The sequence below is a fragment of the Catenibacterium sp. genome, assembly GCF_052354645.1.
Classification (GTDB): Bacteria; Bacillota_I; Bacilli_A; order Erysipelotrichales; family Coprobacillaceae; genus Catenibacterium; species Catenibacterium mitsuoka_A.
The window spans coordinates 1-6,013 of record NZ_DAWDDM010000117.1; the positions used below are offsets into that span (position 1 = coordinate 1).

The 6,013-nt window shown below is 32.9% G+C and carries 5 protein-coding genes and 1 pseudogene; 1 reads left to right on the plus strand and 5 read right to left on the minus strand.

What is annotated here, in order from left to right:
* The 5 genes from ACT8VG_RS06405 to nagB all read right to left on the minus strand — a co-directional run.
* Window positions 1-386, minus strand: a 386-nt coding sequence (locus ACT8VG_RS06405; protein ID WP_444195436.1) for a hypothetical protein, incomplete at its 3' end; no start/stop codon positions are given.
* A 6-nt stretch (window positions 387-392) separates the two neighbouring features.
* Window positions 393-1,412 carry a YdcF family protein gene (locus ACT8VG_RS06410; protein ID WP_444195437.1) on the minus strand — a complete coding sequence of 340 codons (1,020 nt, stop codon included), beginning with the start codon at window positions 1,410-1,412 and terminating at the stop codon, window positions 393-395.
* A gap of 41 nt (window positions 1,413-1,453) precedes the next feature.
* On the minus strand, window positions 1,454-2,392 hold the full coding sequence (metA, locus tag ACT8VG_RS06415) for a homoserine O-acetyltransferase MetA (RefSeq protein WP_444195438.1): 939 nt from the start codon (window positions 2,390-2,392) through the stop codon (window positions 1,454-1,456).
* A gap of 12 nt (window positions 2,393-2,404) precedes the next feature.
* A complete protein-coding gene (locus ACT8VG_RS06420) occupies window positions 2,405-3,601 on the minus strand; it encodes a deoxyguanosinetriphosphate triphosphohydrolase family protein (RefSeq protein ID WP_195920594.1) in 1,197 nt (398 codons plus the stop codon).
* 56 nt (window positions 3,602-3,657) lie between these two features.
* Window positions 3,658-4,389, minus strand: coding sequence for a glucosamine-6-phosphate deaminase (nagB, locus tag ACT8VG_RS06425; RefSeq protein ID WP_117459619.1), 732 nt, complete (start codon window positions 4,387-4,389; stop codon window positions 3,658-3,660).
* A 366-nt stretch (window positions 4,390-4,755) separates the two neighbouring features.
* On the opposite strand from nagB, the pseudogene ptsP reads away from it, so the two are divergent.
* Window positions 4,756-5,979, plus strand: a pseudogene (ptsP, locus tag ACT8VG_RS06430) (phosphoenolpyruvate--protein phosphotransferase); the annotation flags it as partial.
* Between the last annotated feature and the right edge of the window lie 34 nt (window positions 5,980-6,013).

Sequence of the window (6,013 nt, forward strand, 5' to 3'; positions counted from 1 at the left end):
TATTTACATCTTTTAGATAAGAAGTGATAAGCAATAATATGATCAACAATAAACCCAATAATTAATATTACTAGAAACACAACAAATAAAAGATAGTTTAATTCATCCATCGCAAATAAGACATATCCAATAATTAATACAGGAAATGCACAGAGAGAGGATATAATACCAAGCACATGATCTCCTGTGATATTTCCTAGTAAATATTTATTATAGAATGGAATCCAGCCACGATAGGTTTTAGTATCTAATAATGAAGAGACAAGGAATCCTTCAAAAAGATAACCTACTACATAAGTACAGAGTATACCTATGAATAGAGAGACAAAGATAAGAAATAACGTAGACAATATACCCATTAGAAAAAATACACTTAATGCGCCCATAATCATTTACCTCACAATTGAAAAAATAACAACAAATATACTGTAGAAAATAATCACAATACTATGCTTCTTCCATGTCATGCTTAAGTAGCCTATGAATTCTCTAATCAAAGCATTTAATGTAAAATACCATTTAGTGACTGAACCAAAGCCAATACATCTAATTCCTAAGTCTTTCGCAAGTATCAAGGCTCTAAAAACATGATAGGACGTAGTAACAAGTCCAACTCGTGGAGATTCTTTAGTCATAAGTTTTGATGAGAATAAGAGGTTTTCTTTTGTATTCGTAGATTTGTCTTCAATGATTATCTTACTCTCATCTATACCTTTATTGATGGCATATCGTGCCATGGCTTCTCCTTCAGGAATATCTTCTCCCTTGCCTTGTCCTCCGGACATAATGACTAAAGCTTTTGGATTCTTTTTTAGGATTTCTATTCCTTTATCAATTCTACTTGCGAGTAATGGAGGCACCTGTTCTCCTTTGATGCCTGCTCCTAATACTATTATATAATCCAGTTTCCTTTTTTTGAATAAGTGAAATGTATTTAGGAAAGCAGAAAGGCAATAGCTAGCAAGAACGGATAAAAAATAGAAAACCGTAAATGATATGATTGCATAGAGAGCTGTCATTATTTTATTAGAAGACTTAAAAAAGATTGGTCCTATAAATAGATAAACAAATAATCCTATTGCAAATCCTAGAGATAGAAGGTTAGTGAATTTCAATCCTTCATGTTTAATGACTTTAATTCCTTCTACAAAGAACATAATAATAGTTGCAAGTGGAAAAAATAGGATAACAAGTACTGCAGCAGCGACTAATAGAACCCCTATATCCATAATAAGTGGATAATAAGTTAATGTTTCAGAATAGTAGAACGCATAGAAGAAAGCTGTAATAATAGTCATCATGGAAAGTCCAAAGAACCCCACACCGCTCCATAAGGTACGTGATTCATAACGCATCAATAAACAATACATGAAATACAAAATCAATAATATAATGAGTGGAATAATTAACATAAAATCACCTCCTAATGTAAAAAGCCACCTAGAAAGATGGCTTATTTCTTACGTTCATGAAGATCACTTAAATCATATGGTGTTTCCTGGTAAACATAATAGTTCAACCAGTTAGAGAATAAAAGATAGGCATGTGAACGCCATTTTACTTGTATTTCCTGAGATGGATCATCATCAAGATAATAGTTTTTAGGTAGTTCTGCAATGACACCTGGTTTCTCTTTGTCACGCTTATATTCTTTATCTAATGTGTCTGGATCATATTCAGGATGTCCTGTCACAAAGAACTGAGAACCATCCTTAGAAGCCACCAAAAAGACACCTGCATCATCACTTTCAGCAAGTATATCTAAGTTAGAGTTACTTGCAACATCTTCCTTTAAAACAGTTGTATAACGTGAATGTGGTGCATAGAACTGATAATCAAAACCTCTTAAAATCTTTCTTCTCATCTTTCTTTGATTAGTATGATGACGATATACACCAGTTAATTTATGCTTCAATAAGTACTTATCAATACCATAATAATAATGTAAAGCAGCCTGTGAAGCCCAGCAGATAAAGAAAGAACTAAAAACATGTGTCTTGGCCCATTCAAGGATTTCACATAGTTCATTCCAATAGTCTACTTCTTCAAAAGGCATCTGTTCTACAGGAGCACCTGTAATAATCATACCATCATAAGAATTCTCTTTAATATCTTTAAATGTCTTATAGAAAGTAAGTAAATGTTCCTTAGGAACATTCTTAGAATCATGTGTAGACATATGAATAAGTTCTACTTCAAGCTGTAATGGTGTATTAGATAATAATCTTAATAATTGCGTTTCTGTTGTAATCTTTAAAGGCATGATATTCACAATTAAAATTTTTAAAGGTCTAATACGCTGTGTAGTCGCACGTGTCTGGTTCATAACAAAGATGTTTTCATCAGTTAAGACCTTATATGCTGGTAAATCATCTGGAATATTAATTGGCATAAAAACTTCCCCCTATCTATATGCAAGTAATTCATCAAATGCATCAATAATAAAATGATCTGTCATCCCTGATAAATAATCAATAATACTCTTTTCTAAAGCAAGTGAATCATTCTCAAAGTCATAGACTATATGATTTTGATAACGTTCATCATGGAGTAGAGTACTATAGCGTGTTAACCATTTAAGATAATGATTAATAATGAGTGGATAACGTTCTGCATCTTTTTTTAAGTCTAAAACAAAATTGTCATGTTGTCCATACTCATATAAGAAAGAAAAGAGACTCTCTAGAATCAATTGTACATATTGCGTATGAATCTTAACCTTCTTTATTTCATAGATCTTTTGATAATTAAACTTCATAAATATCTTCATAATTTCAAACGCCTCATTAGACAAACCAATATAGTCTTTTGTACTATTATGAATCACATCTTGAATAAAGTAATTGACCACTGTTCCATTATTGATTGCTTTAAATAATCCTGGAACAACTGTATTAATTTCTTCTATTAAGCTTTTCATATCTTCTTCATTAAGTATATGTAAGTTCCATGCATCCTCTATATCTCTTGCTAAATAAGCTATCTTATCACTGATTTTTACGACACACCCTTCTAGAGTATAAGGCTGGTAAAGTCCTGGTGATTTAAAGTCTTTTAAATCAATTTTTTCATCTCTAGGTTTAATTCTTCTTTGATTCACTTCACCACAATGAGCAATAATGCCATCTCTTACTGCATAGGTCAGATCAAGATTATGTTCAATATGTTGATCATCCTCTAATAAACATAAATCATCTATTAAGTGAAGGCTATTCTTTTCATGCCAGAAAGGTTCTAATCCATGTTTTATAGACAAAGAAGAAAGAATCTTTTCTCCACCATGACCAAAAGGGGCATGTCCTAAATCATGTCCTGCGCTAATAGCACGTGTAAGTTCAGTATTCAGTCCTAGTTGATAAGCAATTGTATAACTGATAGATTCTACGAGGTTCACATGCTCAGCACGTGTACATATATGATCATTATCAGGTGCAAAAAAGACCTGTGTCTTATGTTTTAAACGTCTATAGGCTGTAGTAAATATAATACGATTATAATCTCTCATAAAAGGTGTTCTAAAATCACCTTTTCTTTCATATAACTGTGATGCTCTTTCTATGCAGTCATTGTATTTAGGATTGTCTTTATTCATTGCCTTCATGAAATCACCTCGAAAAAATTATAGCACAAAAAAAGGCGCCTAAGCGCCTTAAGAGATTATTTAGATAATAATGATGCAGCTGCTTCATCAACGATGATGATTGCATCTTCATGTTTCTGAAGAATAGAGGCTGGTAAATCTTCTGTTACTGGTCCTTCAACTAAGCCTTTAACTGCTTCAGCTTTTCTTTCACCAGTCGCAATTAATAATACCTTCTTAGCTTCCATGATATTAGAAATACCCATAGTGATTGCATGAGTAGGAACAGCGCTTAAATCACCATTGAAGAATAATTTAGCGTTGTCTTCGATTGTGCTCTGTTTAAGTGCAATATAGTGAGTCACTGAATCAAATGATGTACCTGGTTCATTGAAACCAACATGTCCATTAGAACCTATCCCTAATAACTGGATATCTCTTGGATTTTCAGCTAATAATGCATTGTATTCATCACATACTTCTTCGATAGATCCCTTACCCTTAGGAACATTAATATTATTCTTATCGATATCTAATTCATTGAATAACTGGTGGCACATGAAATAGTAATAGCTCTGTGGATGATCCTGTGCTAAACCATAATATTCATCAAGGTTGAATGATTTGATATCTTTGTAGCTTGTTCCGTTAGCTTTATGATCTTCTCTCATTAATTCATAAAGACGGATTGGTGTAGAACCAGTAGCTAGGCCAATGTTTGCGTTTGGTTTATTTTTGATAACGTCAAGCATGATTTCTGCTGCTTTCTGACTTGCTTCTTCATAATCTTTAGTAACAATAACTTTCATATTATTATCCTCCTGTTTACACTTCTATATTATACTTGTTGTTCCTATTTGTAAAGCAATATTTTCATAATATGAAATTTTCTTTGTTTATTTAAAAATATATTGGTATAAATTATCTGATGGCGAAACAGTAGTCAAAGAGTGGTCTGGCAACTAGAATACATCTATTTTTCTCTATTGAAAAAGTGAAAAAATGAACCTAATTGGCTTCTTTCAACATTTATAGGTATATATAGAAAGATTTAAATTAATTTGTACCCTCAAAATTGTGTAAATTTGTCAAAAAAATATATATGAAAGAACTTCTTTTCTTTATTTTGTACCCCTTTTATTGTAAAATATGGAGTATATGGAGGTAGGTCAAAAATGACAAATGTAAAAGGTATTGCGGCATCTAGTGGTTATGCCATTGCAAAAGCATATAAATTAGATATGCCAGATTTAACTGTAACACGTACTACAGTTGAAGACACAGAAGCTGAAATTGCTTTATATAACAAGAGCGTTGCAGCAGTTAAACTTGAAATCGCTGCAATTAAGGAAGCAGCTACTAAAAACTTATCTGAAGAAGAAGCAGCAGTATTTGATGCTCATGCTCAGATTCTTGAAGATCCAGAACTTCAGTCACAGGTTGAAGCTAAGATCAATGATGAAAAGTTATGTGCTCCAGCAGCATTAGAAGATGTAGCTAATTTATTCATTACTATGTTCTCATCTATGGATGATGCATATTTCAAAGAAAGAGCAGCTGACGTTAGAGACGTAACTACTCGTTTAAAAGCTAACTTATTAGGTAAGTCTTTACCTAACCCTGCTTTAATTGATGAAGAAGTTGTAATCATCGCTCACGATTTAACTCCTTCTGATACAGCTCAGTTAAATAAAAACTTAGTTCGTGGTTTCATCACTGATATCGGTGGTAGAACTTCTCACTCTGCTATCCTAGCTAGATCTATGGAAATCCCAGCAGTTGTAGCAACTAACGTTATTACTGAAACTGTCAATGATGGTGATATGGTAGTTCTTGATGGTTTAACAGGTGATGTATTTGTTAACCCTGATGAAGAAACAGTTTCAACTTATGAAGCTAAGAGAAAAGAATTCGAAGACTACAAAGCAGAACTTAAGACATTAAAGACTGCTGAATCAGTATCTACTGATGGTCATAAGGTATTATTAGTAGCTAACATCGGTTCTCCAAATGATATCGAAGCTATTAAGCAGAATGGTGCTGAAGGTGTTGGTTTATTCAGAACTGAATTCTTATATATGGAATCAGATGAACTTCCAACAGAAGATTCACAGTATGAAGCTTATAAGACAGTACTTGAAAATGTAAATGGTCCAGTTGTTGTTAGAACAATGGATATCGGTGGAGACAAGAAGTTAAAAGCTCTTCCAGTTCCTGAAGAAATGAACCCATTCTTAGGTGTTCGTGCTATTCGTCTTTGCTTCCAGAGAGAAGAAGTATTCAGAACTCAGTTAAGAGCATTACTTCGTGCTTCAGTTTATGGTGATCTTAAGATCATGTTCCCTATGATTGCAACTGTTGAAGAATTCAAGAAGGCTAAGGGAATCTTATTAGATGAATAGGCTAAGTTAGAAGCTGAAGGTGTTAAAGTTT

Excerpts from the sequence above, each read along its gene's own strand:
- ACT8VG_RS06410 (WP_444195437.1), bottom strand. The coding sequence starts at position 1,412 with ATGTTAATTATTCCACTCATTATATTATTGATTTTGTATTTCATGTAT.
- metA (WP_444195438.1), bottom strand. The coding sequence starts at position 2,392 with ATGCCAATTAATATTCCAGATGATTTACCAGCATATAAGGTCTTAACT.
- ACT8VG_RS06420 (WP_195920594.1), bottom strand. The coding sequence starts at position 3,601 with ATGAAGGCAATGAATAAAGACAATCCTAAATACAATGACTGCATAGAA.
- nagB (WP_117459619.1), bottom strand. The coding sequence starts at position 4,389 with ATGAAAGTTATTGTTACTAAAGATTATGAAGAAGCAAGTCAGAAAGCA.